This is a genomic window from Ancylobacter rudongensis, assembly GCF_900100155.1.
GTDB classification, from domain to species: domain Bacteria; phylum Pseudomonadota; class Alphaproteobacteria; order Rhizobiales; family Xanthobacteraceae; genus Ancylobacter; species Ancylobacter rudongensis.
In genome coordinates, this window is the sequence record NZ_FMTP01000003.1 from 217,901 (window position 1) to 234,493 (window position 16,593).

Annotated in this window: 14 protein-coding genes; 9 read left to right on the top strand and 5 right to left on the bottom strand. The window is 66.7% G+C overall.

Features of this window, described 5'->3' with window-relative positions:
- Positions 1-98 precede the first annotated feature (98 nt).
- Complete coding sequence (locus BLO63_RS09185; RefSeq protein WP_091439391.1) at positions 99-1,421, bottom strand: ABC transporter substrate-binding protein; 1,323 nt, start codon at positions 1,419-1,421, stop codon at positions 99-101.
- Positions 1,422-1,899: 478 nt separating this feature from the next.
- On the opposite strand from BLO63_RS09185, the gene BLO63_RS09190 reads away from it, so the two are divergent.
- The 8 genes from BLO63_RS09190 (at position 1,900) to glpK (ending at position 11,214) form a co-directional block, all read left to right on the top strand.
- A complete protein-coding gene (locus BLO63_RS09190) occupies positions 1,900-3,435 on the top strand; it encodes a glycerol-3-phosphate dehydrogenase (protein ID WP_091439394.1) in 1,536 nt (511 codons plus the stop codon).
- Positions 3,432-4,541: an ABC transporter ATP-binding protein gene (locus BLO63_RS09195; protein ID WP_091439397.1), complete on the top strand. Its 1,110-nt coding sequence runs from the start codon at positions 3,432-3,434 to the stop codon at positions 4,539-4,541. The genes BLO63_RS09190 and BLO63_RS09195 overlap by 4 nt, the downstream gene beginning before the upstream one ends.
- Before the next feature lie 11 nt (positions 4,542-4,552).
- Positions 4,553-5,656: an ABC transporter ATP-binding protein gene (locus BLO63_RS09200; RefSeq protein WP_091439400.1), complete on the top strand. Its 1,104-nt coding sequence runs from the start codon at positions 4,553-4,555 to the stop codon at positions 5,654-5,656.
- A complete protein-coding gene (locus BLO63_RS09205; protein WP_091439403.1) occupies positions 5,656-6,558 on the top strand; it encodes a carbohydrate ABC transporter permease in 903 nt (300 codons plus the stop codon). The genes BLO63_RS09200 and BLO63_RS09205 overlap by 1 nt, the downstream gene beginning before the upstream one ends.
- Positions 6,555-7,376, top strand: a complete 822-nt coding sequence (locus BLO63_RS09210; protein WP_018388773.1) for a carbohydrate ABC transporter permease — start codon at positions 6,555-6,557, stop codon at positions 7,374-7,376. The genes BLO63_RS09205 and BLO63_RS09210 overlap by 4 nt, the downstream gene beginning before the upstream one ends.
- Positions 7,377-7,387: 11 nt before the next feature.
- Positions 7,388-7,705 carry a DUF2160 domain-containing protein gene (locus BLO63_RS09215; RefSeq protein WP_091439406.1) on the top strand — a complete coding sequence of 106 codons (318 nt, stop codon included), beginning with the start codon at positions 7,388-7,390 and terminating at the stop codon, positions 7,703-7,705.
- Positions 7,706-7,763: 58 nt separating this feature from the next.
- Positions 7,764-9,521 (top strand): ABC transporter substrate-binding protein, encoded by a 1,758-nt coding sequence (locus tag BLO63_RS09220; RefSeq protein ID WP_091439408.1) that lies wholly within the window; start codon positions 7,764-7,766, stop codon positions 9,519-9,521.
- 190 nt (positions 9,522-9,711) lie between these two features.
- Positions 9,712-11,214 carry a glycerol kinase GlpK gene (gene glpK, locus BLO63_RS09225; RefSeq protein WP_091439410.1) on the top strand — a complete coding sequence of 501 codons (1,503 nt, stop codon included), beginning with the start codon at positions 9,712-9,714 and terminating at the stop codon, positions 11,212-11,214.
- 27 nt (positions 11,215-11,241) lie between these two features.
- Here the strand turns inward: glpK and BLO63_RS09230 are convergent, their stop codons facing one another.
- From BLO63_RS09230 to BLO63_RS09245, 4 genes are all read right to left on the bottom strand, one after another.
- On the bottom strand, positions 11,242-11,673 hold the full coding sequence (locus BLO63_RS09230) for a diol dehydratase small subunit (RefSeq protein ID WP_091439413.1): 432 nt from the start codon (positions 11,671-11,673) through the stop codon (positions 11,242-11,244).
- Positions 11,670-13,994, bottom strand: a complete 2,325-nt coding sequence (locus BLO63_RS09235; RefSeq protein WP_091439415.1) for a propanediol/glycerol family dehydratase large subunit — start codon at positions 13,992-13,994, stop codon at positions 11,670-11,672. Before BLO63_RS09235 ends, BLO63_RS09230 begins: the two co-directional genes overlap by 4 nt.
- A gap of 224 nt (positions 13,995-14,218) precedes the next feature.
- The gene (locus BLO63_RS09240; protein WP_091439418.1) at positions 14,219-14,473 is read right to left on the bottom strand and encodes a BON domain-containing protein; all 255 of its coding nucleotides are present in this window, start codon (positions 14,471-14,473) and stop codon (positions 14,219-14,221) included.
- 140 nt (positions 14,474-14,613) lie between these two features.
- Positions 14,614-15,459, bottom strand: a complete 846-nt coding sequence (locus tag BLO63_RS09245; RefSeq protein ID WP_091439421.1) for a fumarylacetoacetate hydrolase family protein — start codon at positions 15,457-15,459, stop codon at positions 14,614-14,616.
- A 194-nt stretch (positions 15,460-15,653) separates the two neighbouring features.
- Here BLO63_RS09245 and BLO63_RS09250 point away from each other — a divergent pair, with 194 nt between their 5' ends.
- Positions 15,654-16,511, top strand: coding sequence for a carbohydrate kinase family protein (locus tag BLO63_RS09250; protein ID WP_091439424.1), 858 nt, complete (start codon positions 15,654-15,656; stop codon positions 16,509-16,511).
- Positions 16,512-16,593 lie beyond the last annotated feature (82 nt).

Here is a 16,593-nt window from a genome sequence, read left to right on the forward strand (position 1 = left end):
AGGATGGGGCGAGGGGCGCTCAACGCGCGGATCACCCGCTCACCGACCCGCTTGGCGGGCCCCTCTCCCGGACGGGAGAGGATCACATGGTCGCGATCTCAGATCTTGCCGTCTTCCTCGAAGATCTCGGTCCAGTCCTTCTCCAGACCGTCGAGTGCTTCTTTCGCCGTGCCCTTGCCGGCGACGACATAGTCATGCACCCGCTTCTGCATCGCCTGGAGAAGCTCGGCATAGGAGGGCTCTGCCCAGAAATCCTTCACGATCGCCATGGATTCGAGGAAGGCGGGCGCATAGGGCTGGCTGGTCTTGAAGTCCGGCGCGTCGACCACCGCCTTCAGGCAGGAATAGCCGCCGAACTGCCACCACTTGGCCTGCACATCCGGCTGGGCGAACCACTTGATGTACTGCAGTGCCGCGTCGCGCTTGTCGGAATAGGACACGACCGAGATGCCCTGCCCGCCCAGCTGGGCGAAATGGTACTTCTCCGCCGGGTTGGGGAAGAAGCCGATGCGGTCGCCGCCCACCTTCTCGTCCTTGTAGAGGCCCGGCCAGGTGAAGGCGAAGTTCATCTGCATCGCCACCTGCCCGGATTTGAAGGCGTCAGCCGATTCCACCATGTAGACGTTGGAGGCGCCCGGCGGGGTGCAGCAATCATAGAGGGACTTGTAGAATTCGAGGCCCTTCACCGCGTCCGGCGAGTTCACATAACCCTGCATATCGTAGGGCTTTTTGGGGTTCTCATACATGAAGCCCCAGTCATAGAGGACGTTGGTCACGCCCATGGTGATGCCTTCCGAGCCGCGCTCGGTGTAGATGGAGGCGCCGTAAACGGTCTTGCCGTCGATCTCGCGCTTCTGGAAGAATTCGGCAATCTGCTTGAGCTGGTCGTAGGTCTTGGGCGCGGCGAGGTCCCAGCCATACTTGGCCTTGAACTCCTTCTGGATCTCGGGGCGCTCGAACCAGTCCTTGCGGTAGGTCCAGCCGACCACGTCGCCCATGGCCGGCAGCGCCCAGTAGTTGGGCGTATTCTTCGGCCATTCGGAATAGCCGACGACGGTCGCCGGAACGAAGTCATCCATCGAGATGCCTTCCTTGGCGAAGAAGTCGTTCAGCTTCACATAATGGCCGTTCTCGGCCGCACCGCCGACCCACTGGCTGTCGCCGATGATCAGGTCGCACAGCTTGCCGCGCGAATTGAGCTCGTTGAGGAAGCGGTCGGCATAGCTCGTCCACGGGACGAACTCGAACTTCATGTCGATGCCGGTCTTGGTGGTGAAATCCTTGGAGAGTTCGACCAGCGCATTGGCCGGGTCCCAGGCCGCCCAGCACAGGGTAAGCTGTTCGGCCTTCGCCGCCTGTGGCGCGGACATCAATGCGCAAACGGCCGTCGCCCCAAGAAGGGGTATCCACTGCTTCAGCATGCTCTCCTCCCAGAGAACGAAGGGGCTTTCTGCCCCTTTCATGGCTCACACTGGCGCAATGCGCGCCGGCACGATTTAGCTTTATGTTTAGCTTTGCTCGATTTGCTCAACATGACAAGAGCAATTCGTTGCTGCAGTGCAGCGGTGCGTCGGAACCACCGGAGCCATCGCCACAGGCCTGCAGGCAGGTCGCGCATCCTCTTTCGGAAAGCGCGCCCCAACGGGGTTGAATGGAGGGCAAGGATGCCGGCCCTGCCGCCGCCCGCAGTGGGTCGCGATGGCCCAGCGGGAGTAGGGCCGCTGGCATGCCAGAAACGCCCCAGATTTGCTGCAATGCACCTAAACGAAGGTTCGCTTCTTTCGATTTTGCGCCCTTGCGACCAAAAATACTTTCGTATAGCGTCGATATGAAGATAAAAACGAAAGCGCTGCTGACCTAAAGCAGCGCACCGGGAGAGGCGCCTTGAACGCTCGTACCTTGGACGAGATCTACGACCTTGCGATCATTGGCGGGGGCGTGAATGGATGCGGTATCGCCCGCGACGCCGCCGGCCGTGGCGTGTCGGTCGTGCTGCTGGAAAAGGGCGATTTCGCCGGCGCCACCTCCTCAGCCTCGACCAAGCTGATTCATGGCGGCCTGCGCTATCTCGAACAATACGAGTTCCGCCTCGTCCATGAGGCCCTGGCCGAGCGCGAAGTGCTGTGGGCCATCGCCCCGCACATCATCCGCCCGCTGCGCTTCGTGCTGCCGCACCATGCGGGCCTGCGCCCCGCATGGCTGCTGCGCCTCGGCCTGTTCCTCTATGATCATCTCGGCGGGCGGAAGCTTCTGCCGGCCACCCGCTCGCTTGACCTGACCCGCGACCCCGCCGGCCGGCCGCTGCGCGAAGGCTATCGGAGGGCGTTCGAATATTCCGACTGCTGGGTCGAGGACAGCCGCCTCGTGGTGCTGAACGCTCTCGATGCGGCTGAGCGCGGCGCCGACATCCGGCGCGGCACACGCGTGATCTCGGCAAGCCGCGAGGCCGAGTTCTGGCGCGTCGAGTTCGAGGAAGACGGCATGCGCCGCGTCGTCAATGCGCGCGTGCTGGTGAACGCCGCCGGCCCCTGGGTGCACGAGGTGCTGGCGCATGTGCTGCGCGCCAACTCGCCCGCCAATGTCCGCCTCGTACAGGGCAGCCATATCGTCGTGCCCCGGCTTTATGAGCATGACCGCGCCTACATCTTCCAGAACGCAGACGGCCGCATAATCTTCGCCATTCCCTATGAGCAGGATTTCACCCTGATCGGCACCACAGACCGCGACTTCGGCCGCACACCGAGCCCGCCGGTGGCGAGCGAGGAGGAGATCGCCTATCTCTGTGCCGCCGCCAGCGAGTATTTCCGCCAGCCGGTGACGCCGGGTGACGTGGTGTGGACCTATTCCGGCGTGCGCCCGCTTTATGACGACGGTGCCTCCAAGGCGCAGGAAGCCACCCGCGACTACGTGCTCGAACTGGACGAGCAGGACGGGCGCGTGCCCGTGCTGTCGGTGTTCGGCGGTAAGATCACCACCTATCGCCGCCTGGCCGAACACGCGATGCAGAAGCTCGCGCCCTTCCTGCCCCGCGCCTCCAAAACGTCGTGGACCGGCACCGCGCCGCTGCCGGGCGGCGATTTCGGCGTGCACGACCAGCCGCGCGTGGTCTCCCAGCTGCTGCGTGCCCATCCTTGGCTCGACGAGCATCTCGCCAGGCGCCTGGTCGTTGCCTACGGCACGCGCGCCATGCGTATCCTCGACGGCACCCGCTCTTCGCATGATCTCGGCCGGGTGTTCGGCGCCGACCTGACCGAGGCGGAAGTGCGCTATCTGATGCGCGAGGAGTGGGCCCGCACCGCCGAGGATGTACTATGGCGGCGTTCCAAGCTCGGCCTGCGCTTCTCTCCCGAGGAGACCGCCGCGCTCGACGCCTTCATGGCAGAGAGCGCTCTGCATGGCGCATCGCCGGCCTCGCTGCGGGGAGTTGCGCAATGACGCTCGAACTCGATCACGTCTCGCTCCGCGTGCGCGGCGTGCCCTTCATAAAGGATGTTTCGCTGCAGTTGGAGCGTGGCAGCCTCAACGTTCTGCTCGGCGCCACCCTTGCCGGCAAGACCAGCCTCATGCGGCTGATGGCCGGGCTCGATGCCCCCACCTCCGGCCGCGTGCGGATGGAGGGACGCGACGTCACCGGCCTTTCGGTGAAGAAGCGCAGCGTCGCCATGGTCTACCAGCAGTTCATCAACTACCCCTCGCTGACCGTGTATGAGAACATCGCCTCGCCGCTGCGCGTGGTCGGACTGCCGCGGGCGGAGATCGAGGCGCGCGTTATCAGCGCGGCGAAGCTACTGAAGCTCGAACCCTACCTGCAGCGTACCCCGCTGGCACTGTCGGGCGGCCAGCAGCAGCGCACCGCCATCGCGCGCGCGTTGGTTAAGCGTGCCGATCTCGTCCTGCTCGACGAGCCGCTGGCCAATCTCGACTACAAGCTGCGCGAGGAACTGCGGGAAGAACTGCCCCGCATCTTCGCCTCCACCGGCGCCGTGTTCGTCTATGCCACCACCGAGCCGACCGAGGCCCTGCTGCTGGGTGGCCACACTGCCACGCTACTGGAGGGTGCCGTGACGCAGTTCGGCCCGACCGCCGAGGTCTATCGCCGGCCAGCCAACCTCGCCACCGCACGGGTGTTCTCCGATCCGCCGCTCAACGCGCTGCGCGTGACCAAGCAGGGCCATACGGTGCTGATGGAAAACGGCACCGTGCTGCCGGCAAGCGGCCCCCTCGCGCAGGTGCCGAACGGTGTCTACACGATCGGCGTGCGCGCTCACCATCTGGAGGTGGAGGATATCGCCACTGCCGAGCGCATGACCGGCAATGGCCTCATCCGGCTTGGCGCCACCATAGCGGTCACCGAAGTCACCGGCTCGGAGAGCTTCCTCCATATGGATATGGGCCAAGAGCGCCTCACCGCTCTGGTTGCCGGCGTGCGGCGTCTGGAGCCCGATGCGCCGGTGGAGGTGCTGATCGACCCCCGCCACATCCTGCTGTTCGGTGCCGACGGACAGGCCATCGCGCCCGCCCGCGACGCCGCGGCCGCCTGAGGGAGAGCATCATGGCCAGCATCACCCTCGACGGTCTCGCCCATGCCTACCGGCCCGATCCGCGCGGTCCGCAGGATTATGCGCTCAAGGAAATCAACCATGTCTGGCGGCAGGGCGGCGCCTATGCGCTGCTCGGTCCTTCCGGCTGCGGCAAGACCACCCTGCTGAACATCATATCCGGCCTCGTTATCCCGACGCGTGGCCGCATACTGTTTGATGATCGCGACGTGACGCGCCTGCCGACCGAGGCGCGCAACATCGCGCAGGTGTTCCAGTTCCCGGTCGTCTACGACACGATGACCGTGCGCGAAAATCTCGCCTTCCCGCTGAAGAACCGGAAGATGCCGCGCGAGGCGATCGCCCGCCGCGTCGAGGAGATCGCCAGCCGGCTTGATCTGAGCTCGGTGCTCGACCGCAAAGCCTCCAACCTCACCGCCGACGCCAAGCAGAAGATCTCGCTGGGGCGCGGACTGGTGCGCGAGGATGTCGCCGCCATCCTGTTCGACGAGCCGCTGACCGTCATCGACCCGCATCTAAAATGGCAGTTGCGCTCCTCATTGAAGGAACTGCATCGCGCGCTCGACCTGACCATGATCTATGTGACGCACGACCAGACTGAGGCGCTGACCTTCGCCGATACGGTAGTGGTGATGCATGACGGTGCCGTGGTGCAGACCGGCACGCCGGAAGAGCTGTTCGAGCGCCCGGCCCACACCTTCGTCGGCCATTTCATCGGCTCGCCGGGCATGAACGTACTCCCGGCGCGAGTTGCGGGCCGCACGGCGCATGTGGGCGATGTCGCCATCGCGCTCGATCACGGCTATGCCGCCCGTCCGACTGGCGAGCGGATCGAACTCGGCGTGCGGCCCGAATTCGCCACCCTGGCGGCGCCCGGAACAGGCCTGCCGGTGAAGGTGACGCGCATCGAGGACATCGGGCGCGCTCGCATCGCCCGCATCGAGATTTCAGGTAACCCTGCCGCCGCCATGGTGCCGGAGGACTTGTCGCTGGACGGCGACAGCGCCGGCCTCACCCTCGATCCTCGGCAAATCCACATCTATGCCGATGGCGTGCTGGTGCCTGGCGAAGCCGCCGGCCGCGAGGGAGTCGCGTGATGGACAAGCCCGTCAACAATGCCGCCTGGCTGCTGGTCGCCCCGGTTTTTCTCATTGTCGCGTTCTCGGCCATCCTGCCGATCATGACGGTGGTGAACTATTCAGTTCAGGATACCTTCGGCAACAACCAGTTCTTCTGGAACGGGCTCGGCTGGTTCCAGGAACTGCTCGATCCCTCGACCGAGCTGGGCGGGCGCTTCCTGGACGCGCTGTGGCGCAACCTTTTATTCTCCGCCATCATCCTCGCCATCGAGGTGCCGCTCGGCATCTTGGTTGCTCTATCCATGCCGCGCGAGGGCTGGAAGGTCGCCGCGACGCTGGTCATCATGGCGCTGCCGCTGCTGATCCCTTGGAATGTGGTGGGCACTATCTGGCAGGTCTTCGCCCGCGCCGATATCGGCCTCGGCGGCTGGGCCATCAACGCGCTCGGCATCGATTACAACTATACAGGCGACCCGCTGGCGGCCTGGATCACCATCGTGGTGATGGATGTCTGGCACTGGACCAGCCTCGTCGCGCTGCTGTGCTATGCCGGCCTGAAGTCCATTCCCGACGCCTATTACCAGGCTGCCCGCATCGACGGCGCCTCGCGCTGGGCGATCTTCACCACCATCCAGCTGCCGAAGATGAAGCGTGTGCTCCTGATCGCCGTGCTGCTGCGCTTCATGGACAGCTTCATGATCTACACCGAGCCCTTCGTGCTCACGGGCGGCGGCCCCGGCAACGCCACCACCTTCCTTTCCATCGACCTCGTAAAGATCGCGCTGGGCCAGTTCGACCTCGGCAAGGCTGCGGCGATGAGCCTGGTCTACAATCTCATCGTGCTGGCGCTGTGCTGGGTCTTCTATACCGTGATGACCCATGCCGGCACCGAGCGCCGGCAGGAGGAGAACCCGGCATGAGTTCGCACGTGCAACCCTCCTCGCGCGCCGGCACCTTCGTCATGGCGCTGTATCTGGCGTTCCTGATCCTGCCGATCTACTGGCTCGTCAATATGAGCCTGAAGACCAATTTTGAGATCAATACAACCGTCTCGCTGTGGCCGAACGAGATCACCTTCGAGCACTACATCAAGATCTTCACCGATTCGAGCTGGTACTCGGGCTACATCAATTCGCTGACCTACGTGGCGCTGAACACCATCATCTCGATCACGCTGGCGCTGCCGGCGGCCTATGCCTTCTCGCGCTACAGTTTCGTCGGCGAGAAGCACCTGTTCTTCTGGCTGCTGTCCAACCGCATGGCGCCGCCGGCGGTGTTCGCCCTGCCCTTCTTCAACCTATACTCGGCCATCGGCTTGTTCGACACGCCCTGGGCCGTGGCGCTGGCGCACTGCTTGTTCAACGTGCCCCTCGCCGTCTGGATCCTGGAAGGTTTCATGTCCGGCGTGCCGCGCGAGATCGATGAGACGGCGGCGATCGACGGCTATTCCTTCCCGCGTTTCTTCATCAAGATCTTCATGCCGCTGATCGCGAGCGGCATCGGCGTCGCCGCCTTTTTCTGCTTCATGTTCTCCTGGGTGGAGTTGTTGCTAGCCCGCACCCTCACCGCCACCAATGCCAAGCCGATCGCGGTGACGATGACGCGCACCGTCTCCGCCGCCGGCATGGACTGGGGCCTGCTCGCCGCGGCTGGCGTGCTCACCATCATTCCCGGCGCGCTGGTGATCTGGTTCGTGCGCAACTACATCGCCAAGGGCTTCGCCCTCGGGCGGGTGTGAGGGAGGACGCCATGGAAAACGCCCCCGCCCCGTTCCTCGAAACCCTCGCCGAGAACACCGCCTGGATGGCGTGGACCTGGCCGACGGCGGCATTCTTCGCCGTCATCGCCAGCCTGCTCGCCATCTTCACCGTGCTGGCGCTGTGGAAGCCCGAGCGTGCCCGGGTGGGCATGCTCGGCATTCCCACCACGCGGGGCGACCGGCTGTTCATCACGCTGCTCGGCAGTGCCTTCATCAATCTCGCCTGGCTCGCGCTGGTGGGACCCAATCTCGGCTGGGCGCTCGCGCTCTGCCTTGTCTACGCGCTGGCGGTGTTCCGCCTCGTGTGAATTCGCCTAAGCGGCAGCAAGCCGCGGAATTCTGGGAAGAAAACGGGAGGAAAGACCCATGTTGCCGTCTAAGAGCCGAGGCCGGCTTCTGCTGGCTGCCAGCGCCATGGCGCTGATCGCCTTCGCCGCGCCCGTCCGCGCGGACGAGGCTGCCGCCAAGAAGTGGATCGACAGCGAATTCCAGCCCTCCACGCTCTCCAAGGACGAGCAGATGCGGGAGATGGAATGGTTCATCAAGGCTGCCGAACCGTTCAAGGGCATGGAGATCAACGTCGTCTCCGAGACCATCACCACGCATGAATACGAGGCCAAGGTCCTCGCCAAGGCGTTCTCCGAGATCACCGGGATCAAGCTCACCCACGACCTCATCCAGGAAGGTGACGTGGTCGAGAAGATCCAGACCCAGATGCAGTCGGGCAAGAACATCTACGATGCGTGGGTGAACGATTCCGACCTCATCGGCACCCATTTCCGCTACAAGCAGGCCGTGCCGCTGACCGACTGGATGGCCGGCGAAGGCAAGGACGTCACCTCGCCCTCGCTCGACCTGCCGGACTTCATCGGCCTGTCCTTCACCACGGCGCCGGACGGCAAGCTCTACCAGCTGCCCGACCAGCAGTTCGCGAACCTGTACTGGTTCCGCTATGACTGGTTCACCAACCCGGACATCAAGGCCAAGTTCAAGGCCAAGTACGGCTACGAGCTCGGCGTGCCGGTGAACTGGTCGGCCTATGAGGACATCGCCGAGTTCTTCACCAATGACGTCAAGGAGATCGACGGCGTCAAGGTCTATGGCAACATGGACTACGGCAAGAAGGACCCCTCGCTCGGCTGGCGCTTCACCGATGCCTGGCTCTCCATGGCCGGCAATGGCGATCGCGGCCTGCCCAACGGCAAGCCGGTCGACGAATGGGGCATCCGCATGGAAGGCTGCCGCCCCACCGGCTCGACCGTCGAGCGCGGCGGCGACACCAACGGCCCCGCCGCCGTCTACTCCATCGCCAAGTATATCGAGTGGCTAAAGAAGTACACGCCGCCGCAGGCCGCCGGCATGACCTTCTCCGAGGCCGGCCCGGTGCCGGCGCAGGGCAACATCGCCCAGCAGATGTTCTGGTACACCGCCTTCACCGCCGACATGGTGAAGCCCGGCCTGCCGGTCATGAACGCCGACGGCACGCCGAAATGGCGCATGGCTCCGAGCCCCAAGGGTGCCTATTGGAAGGACGGCATGAAGCTCGGCTACCAGGACGTCGGTTCCTGGACCCTGCTGAAGTCGACCCCGGTCGATCGCCGCAAGGCGGCCTGGCTCTACGCCCAGTTCGTCACCTCCAAGACCGTTTCGCTGAAGAAGAGCCATGTCGGCCTCACCTTCATCCGCGAGAGCGACATCTGGGACAAGAGCTTCACCGAGCGCGCGCCCCAGCTCGGCGGCCTGATCGAGTTCTACCGCTCGCCGGCCCGCGTGCAGTGGTCGCCCACCGGCGCCAACGTGCCGGACTACCCCAAGCTTGCCCAGCTCTGGTGGCAGGCGATCGGTGACGCCTCCTCCGGCGCCAAGACCCCGCAGGCGGCGATGGACTCGCTGGCGCTCGCGCAGGAATCGGTGATGGAGCGGCTGGAGCGTTCGGGCGTGCAGGGCGACTGCGGCCCGAAGCTGAACGCCAAGCAGCCGATGGAATACTGGGTCAAGCTCGCCAAGGAATCCGGCAATCTCGCGCCGCAGCCCAAGCTCGCCAACGAGAAGCCGCAGGGCGAGACCATCGACTATGACACGCTGATCGGCTCCTGGCCCGCCACCCCGCCGAAAAAGAACTGACGCGGATCGGTTGAACTCCACGCCGGGGGGCATCAGGACTCCGCCCCGGCACCTTGTCCCGGACGCCCCCGCCGTCCGGGACCACCTTTCTCCGTCATGCCGTCCCCCCGACGGCATCCCGCCCGACCAGGACACTCATCCCGGACAGGGGCAAACCCTTCCGGGATGACGCCTTTTCGCGGAGCGCCACGTGACGACCCATCTTCTCGCCATCGACCAGGGCACCACGTCTTCGCGTGCCATCCTGTTCCGGCCCGACACATCCATCGCGGCGCAGGCGCAGCAGGAATTCCCGCAGCACTTCCCGGCGTCGGGCTGGGTCGAGCATGAGGCCGAAGACCTCTGGCAGACAACTCTCGCCACCTGCCGCGCCGTGATGGAGCAGGCCGGCCTCACGGCCGCCGACATCGCTGCCATTGGCATCACCAATCAGCGCGAGACCACCGTGGTGTGGGACCGCAAGACCGGCGCCGCCATTCATCGCGCGATCGTCTGGCAGGACCGGCGCACCGCGGATCTCTGCGCCCGTCTGCGCGGCGATGGGCATGAGCCGCTGGTCAGCGAACGCACCGGGCTGATCCTCGACCCATATTTCTCCGGCACCAAGATCGGCTGGATCCTCGACCATGTGCCGGGCGCCCGCGCCCGCGCCGAGCGCGGCGAACTCGCCTTCGGCACGGTGGACAGCTGGCTGCTGTGGAAGCTCACCGGCGGGCAGGTTCACGCCACCGATGCCACCAACGCCGCCCGCACGCTGCTTTTCAACATCCACACCGGCGCCTGGGACGAAGATCTGCTGGCCCTGCTGCGCGTGCCGCGCTCCATGCTGCCGGAGGTGAAGGACTGCGCCGCCGACTTCGGCACCACGCAGCCGCACTTCTTCGGTGGCGCCATTGCCATTGGCGGCATTGCCGGCGACCAGCATGCCGCCACCGTCGGCCAGGCCTGCTTCCAGCCGGGCATGATCAAGTCGACCTACGGCACCGGCTGCTTTGCCCTGCTCAATACCGGCCCGACAGCGGTCGTGTCGCAGAACCGCCTGCTCACCACCATTGCCTACCAGCTCGGCGGCAAGCGCACCTATGCGCTGGAAGGCTCGATCTTCGTGGCCGGCGCGGCGGTGCAGTGGCTGCGCGACGGGCTCGGCATCATCAAAAACTCGGCCGAGAGCGAAGCGCTGGCGGAATCGGCCGATCCAGCCCAGCAGGTCTATCTGGTGCCGGCCTTTGTCGGCCTCGGCGCACCGCACTGGAACCCCGATGTACGCGGGGCGATGTTCGGCCTCACCCGCAATTCCGGGCCGGCCGAGTTCTGCCTCGCCGCGCTGGAGAGCGTCTGCTACCAGACCGCCGACCTGATCGCGGCGATGAATGCCGACTGGGCGCGCTCGGGCGCGGCGGGCCATCGCACGCCGGTGTTGCGGGTCGATGGGGGCATGGTGGCCTCGAATTTCGCCATGCAGCGGCTCGCCGATCTGCTCGCCGCGCCGGTCGATCGGCCGGTGATCCGCGAGACGACGGCGCTTGGCGCGGCCTATCTGGCCGGCTATCAGGCCGGCATCATGCCGGCACCGGGGCGGTTCGCCGATTCCTGGCGGCTCGACCACCGCTTCGATCCCACCATGCCGGCGGAGACCCGCGAGACGAAGATCGCCGGCTGGCGCGATGCCGTGCGTCGTCTCACCCTACCCTGATCGACACTGCTAAGCCTCTGAAAAGGCTCAGTATCTCTTTACGAACAGGCCGCGCCTCGTATAGACGGCGGCGGCTTCCTCGATGAGGGTGGCGACCCGTTCGGCGCCGTAGTCGCGGCGCAGAAGCGCCGCCCGGTCGAGCAGTTCCTGGGCGCTGCCGGCGCGGCCCGGGCGCAGCAGCTCATAGGTGTCGAGGATCAGTTCCTGCGGCACGCCCACCAGATCGGCGGCGCGCTCGAAGTTCTCCGCCAGCGTCGCGCGCCCGGCGGCGCGGGCGATTTTCGCCTGCAACATCAAGGCCTCAGGGGTGATGGCGATGTCCTCGGCGCCGATCTCGCCGGCGAGCACCGCCTCCAATGTGAGGGCGGAAAGCGGCTTGCCGGTGGGGGTCTTCACCCGCTCCGGGGCCTTTTCGGCGACGGGGTAGAGGTCGAGGTCGCTGACGGATTTTACACTCATTGCGCAGCCTCCGGCGCTCGCATTTCGGGGCGGTAGGCCAGTTCGATGGGGTGGCCGATCGGATCGATGAGACCGGTCTCGATCGCGTAGAGCAGCGCCACCCGCACATGGAAGCGGGCGCCGAGCGCTTCGCCATGGGTGGGCACCACCACCGGCTCGGGCGTCTCGCCGAAGGTGTGGCGGGCGGCGTTGCGGCCGAGCGCGTGGTAATGGTCGAGCCCGGTGAGGGGAGCGTTGGAGAACAGTTCGAGGTTCATGTGCGGCATGCGGTCGGCCTGGTGCAAGACGGTGGTGCCCTTGGCCTGGATGCCGATGCCGAAGCCGGACCCCGACAGCCGCGCGGCGGCGAGGCCGAGGAAGGAGGTGTCGGCGGTGTGCAGCATCCGCACCAGCCGCGCCGTGCCGCCCCCGGCCGTGATGCCGCTGACCAGCGCCGCCACCACATCGACCAGCGCATGGCCGGCCGTGGTCTGGTGCAGCTGGCGGGCGAAGGCGGGGCTGACGCCGATCACCACCTCGTGGTGGCCCGTGCCCTTCTGCGCCGGGCCGGCGGCCACCAGCCAGTCCACCTCCGCGCCGCCGGCGCCAGCGACGACATTCTCCGCCGCCAGCACCCGCTCGCGGGTGAGCACGTTGCGGATGCCCTGCACCGCCTGCCAGCGCTCCTCCGGCATGCGGTAGCCGGTGCCCGGGCCGCGATAATCATTGGGATCATTGATGGCGCTCATCACCCGCCCGTCGCGCACCAGGGCGGAGGTCTGCAGATAGTCGCCGGAAATGCGCTGGCGCAGCATGAGCAGGAGATTTTCCGCCTCCTCGGTGAAGCCGCGCTTGCCCAGCGCCCGCACCACATCGATGGCGGTGAGGCCGCGCGCCTTGATGGCGGCGCTGATCGGCGTCACCTCGCCCGGGGTGTAGCTCACCGTCTCCTCCGAGCCGGAGGCGAACACTACCGACATCATCCGCGCCCGCGGCACGGTGCCGAGGCCCAGCTCTTCCATAACCGCGCCCAGCGCCTCCACCGCCCGCACCCGCAGGCCCAGCACCTGGTCCTCCTCCACCGGGGTCAGGCCGCCATCGGTCTGGAAATCGCGCTGGAGCAGCAGATAGTCCTCGATCTCCTCGCCATTGAACAGCGAGGGGTTGAACGAATTGTCGTATTTCTTGATCGAGCCGAAGCCCGAGCAGATGAGGTCGGAGCCGGCCAGCAGATAGGGCGTGATCTTGGCGCCGACGCGGATTTCCGATTCGCTGGTGCGGCAGTCATTGCCGGAAGCGCATTCGAGCCCGAGCCAGACGGCGATGAGGTTTTCCGCCATCAGCTCGCGTACCCCGCCGGCCATGGAGGCGGTGAGCGGGGCGCCGTCAATGCCGCCATTCTGCGTGCCCTGCACGCCCATGGCCCGCTGCAGGCACAGGCAGCGCGCTTCGAGATAGAGCAGCGAGCGCTGCTCGTGAAAGCCCATCAAGAGTTCCGCCGCCGCGCCCGAGGTGCAGCGGGCCTTGATGCCGCGCGAGGCATAGGCGGCGGTAAGCAGCGCCTTCGACCACGGCGTGTCGTCGCCATCGATAAAGGCGCGCTCTGTGCCATAGACCGACACCGTCTCGGCATAGGAGGAAAGCCCGGCGAGGCCGATCTGCAGCTCCTCCGCCTCCTCGATCGAGCACTGGAACAGCACCCCGCCGCGCCCGACCGCCGCCCCCACCGTGCAGGCCAGCGCATTGGCCCAGCTGTTGGAGGCCACCCGCATCGTGGTCTCGATCTCGTCAAAGCCGAGCGCCACGGTGACGGCGGCATCGGCGGCCAGCTGCAGCGGGTCGTCCTTGGCGTTGGTCACATGCGCCTGATTGCCGGGGGTCTGGCGCTGGCGCATTTTTGAGTAGGCGAAAGCGATTTCCAGCGCCGACAGCCGGCCCACCACTTCGGCGAGCCGCGCCGGGGTGAGGCCGCGCGCCAGCGCTTCGAGTTCATGGCGCGGCACATTGATGTCGACCAGCTTGCGGGCGATCTCGCCCGGGTCCATCGCCATCGCCACCTCCGCCATGGCGGGGTCGATGTGATGGGCGGCGATGAAGGCGTCGAGAATGTCGAAATCGGCCGCCGCCTTGCCGTCCATGACCGTGACTTGGCCATCCTCGATGCTGAGCGAGGGCGCGGGGTCATAGGGGCTGTGGAACACCGAGAAGCCGGCCTCGGGATTTTCCGCCGCGAACAGATCGTGCCGCAGCGGCCGCGCGTCCCACTCGGCGAAACGGCGCCAGCGATTGGAGCTTTGAGGCGCACCCGAGGGGGGCGAAGCGGTTTCGGGCGCGTCAGTCATGCTCAGGCCTCCCGCATGGTCCTCTCCGGGACCCATGTCAGGATAGTGAAGACGGGAGGCGGGATAAAGCCGGCAGCGGCCGCCTGTCCGATGTCCGGCGCGCCGACGCTTTAGAGCACGCGCCGATCAGTTTGCATCGCAAGCTGATCGGATAACGCGTTCTCTCTCCTGGAGTTAGAGGGCGATTTGCCGATCAGATTGATTCAATCTGATCGGATCGCACTCTAGTGGAACCGCACGGCCCGGTGGCAGAGCAGCGGCTCGACCTTCACCTGATTGACGATGGTGAAGTCGCCGGCGAGGCGGCCGACGGCGTCCTCGATCAGGATCTGGACGCCGCGCGAGGAGACGCGGCCGGTGAGGGTGATGATTCCCTTGTCCGGGCAGATGCCGACATCGACCTCGGCGCCCTCCCAAGCCTGATCGACGGCGTGATCCACGGCGTCCCGAAGGCGGCGATAAAGCGCGGCGTCCTGCATGGCATCCTCCCACTTCGGCAGCGGACACATCCGAATGGGCCGCTGGCACAAGTGAATGGGTGAAGCCAAGCACGCCGGGCGGGCCGGCGCCTTGATTTGCCGCAAACCCGCCCTGGCGCTGGATGCCCAGCCCGCGAGGCTCAGCCGGCCGCGACGAGACGCTGTTCCTGCACGCCGAGGCCCGACACCGAGAGCCGCATGGTCTGGCCGGGGGTGAGATAGACCGGCGGTTTCATGCCGAGGCCGACGCCCGGCGGCGTGCCGGTGGAGATGATGTCGCCCGGCTGCAGGCTCATGAACTGGCTGACATAGGAGACCAGGGTCGGCACGTCGAAGATCATGGTGCGGGTGGAACCCGACTGGCGGCGCACGCCGTCCACCTCCAGCCACATGTCCAGCGCCTGCGGGTCGGGAATCTCGTCCGTCGTCACCAGCCACGGGCCGACGGGGCCGAAGGTGTCGCAGCCCTTGCCCTTGTCCCAGGTGCCGCCGCGCTCCAGCTGGAAGCCGCGCTCGGACACGTCGTTGACGACGCAATAGCCGGCGATATGGGCGTAAGCCTCTTCCACAGTGATATATTTAGCCGGCTTGCCGATGACGATGCCCAGTTCGACCTCCCAGTCGGTCTTGGTCGCGCCGCGCGGGATCTCGACATTGTCGTTCGGCCCGACGATGCAGCTTGTCGGCTTGAGGAACACCACCGGCTCCTCGGGGATCGGCAGGCCGGCCTCGCGCGCGTGGTCGGTGTAGTTGAGGCCGATGCAGACGAATTTGCCGACGTGACCGACGCAGGCGCCGAGGCGCGGCGCGCCCTCCACCGGCAGCAACTCCTCCGTGTCGACCGCGCGCAGGCGTGCGAGGCTTTCCGGCAGCAGCACCTTGCCGGCAATGTCGGACACCAGCGAGGACAGATCGCGCAGCACGCCGGCCTCGTCGATCAGGCCGGGGCGCTCATGCCCGATCTCTCCATAGCGAACGAGCTTCATCGGACGTTTCTCCCTGCCGCCAGAACCGATCCGCCGGGCTTTGCCTATACCTTCGCCGGCGAGCGCCCTCAGAGGTACCGGCAAAGCCCGGCGGCGTCGAGGCCGCGGGCGGCGGGTTGGCGTGCCGGCTTGTCGAATCAGGGCCGCTCTCCTATCGCTCGGGACACGGCGCGCCGGCCGTGCGGGAGACAGATATGGGCCATGTGCTGGTGGCCGGAAGCGTCAATGTCGACCGCATCTGGCGGCTCGCCGCCCCGCTGCGGGCCGGCGAGCGGCTGACGCGCAGCGAGGTGACGCTGCGCTGTGGCGGCGGCGGCTTCAACACCGGCGCGGCGCTCCTCGCGCTCGGCCACCGGGTGACGCTTGTAGCGACGCTTTCCACCGACGCCGCCGGCGCCGCCTGCCGCGCCCGGCTGGAGGCGATGGGCTTCGACCTGCGCTATCTGAGCGATACCGACGCGCCCACCGTGCCGCTGGACCTTCTCGTCGACCCCACGGGCGAGCGCACCATCATCGCCCCGGCCACGACCGAGGCGCGCCTTCTCACCGCCCTGCCGGCGATCGAGGCCGACATCGCCTATATCAATGTCCGCCGCACCGCGCCCGGCGTGCTGGAGGCGCTGGCCGCGCGCACACAGGTGGTGGCGCAGATGCCGCTGGAGCACATGGAGCGACGGCCGGCGCAGGTGCTCATCGCCTCCGCCGCCGACCACGCGCTGTTCGCCGGCACGGACGCCTTCGCCCACGCGCGGGCGATCGGCGGCGAGGGGCTGGCGGCGCTGGTGCTGACGCAGGGGGCCGGGCCGGTGGAACTGTGCGAGGCGCAGCGGCGGATGAGCCTCGCCGTGCCGCCGCGCGCCGTGCCGGGCGACACCACCGGGGCGGGCGATGCCTTCGCCGCCGGCTTCATCGATGGCTGGCTGGCCGGCGCGCCGCTGCCGGCGGCGGTGCGGCGCGGCATCGCCATTGCCGGGCGGGTGCTGGCCGGCGACACCGGGTTCGAGCGCCCGGCGCCGCTGCCGCTGACGACCGTGCTGGTCGCCGCCGACTGACCCGCATCAAGGAAGATGGGTTGCCGCGTGGTAAGCTCGGCCTTGGTGCCGACAGGGGCGTCCGCCCGTGCGGCCGAGGAGG